Annotated in this window: 1 protein-coding gene; it reads left to right on the top strand. The window is 67.4% G+C overall.

What is annotated here, in order from left to right; all coding sequences use genetic code 11:
• Window positions 1–540 (top strand): tRNA (adenosine(37)-N6)-dimethylallyltransferase (locus B3T59_RS11430; protein WP_287003438.1); only part of this gene is annotated, 540 nt, incomplete at both ends.

Here is a 540-nt window from a genome sequence, read left to right as displayed (position 1 = left end):
ATGGACATCGGCACGGCCAAGCTGCCCCCACAGGAGCGTCGGGGCATTGTCCACCACCAACTCGACGTGCTCGACGTCACCGAGACGGCCACCGTCGCGCGCTATCAGGAAGCCGCGTCGGCCGACATCGACTCGCTGCTCGCCGCCGGCCGCACGCCGGTGATCGTCGGCGGGTCGATGATGTACATCCAAGGCCTGCTCGACAACTGGCGGTTCCCGGCAACCGACCCGCAGGTGCGCGCCCGTTACGAGGCGATGCTCGATGAGGTCGGTGTCGCGGCGCTGCATCGACATCTCGCATCCGTCGACCCGGCCGCGGCGGCGTCGATTCTCGATACCGATGCACGACGCATCGTGCGCGCACTCGAGGTAGTCGAACTGACCGGGGAGCCGTTCGCGGCGTCTGCGCCGAAGATCGGTGAACCACGTTGGGGGACAAAGATTCTCGCACTAGACCGCGACACCGCAGAACTGGACGGGCGCATCGCGCTGCGGACGCGGCTGATGTTCGCCAACGGACTCGTCGACGAGGTGCGCGCT

It is taken from the genome of Gordonia sp. UBA7860 (genome assembly GCF_002500165.1).
GTDB lineage: Bacteria > Actinomycetota > Actinomycetes > Mycobacteriales > Mycobacteriaceae > Gordonia > Gordonia sputi.
This window is presented reverse-complemented; position numbering and strand designations above follow the sequence as displayed.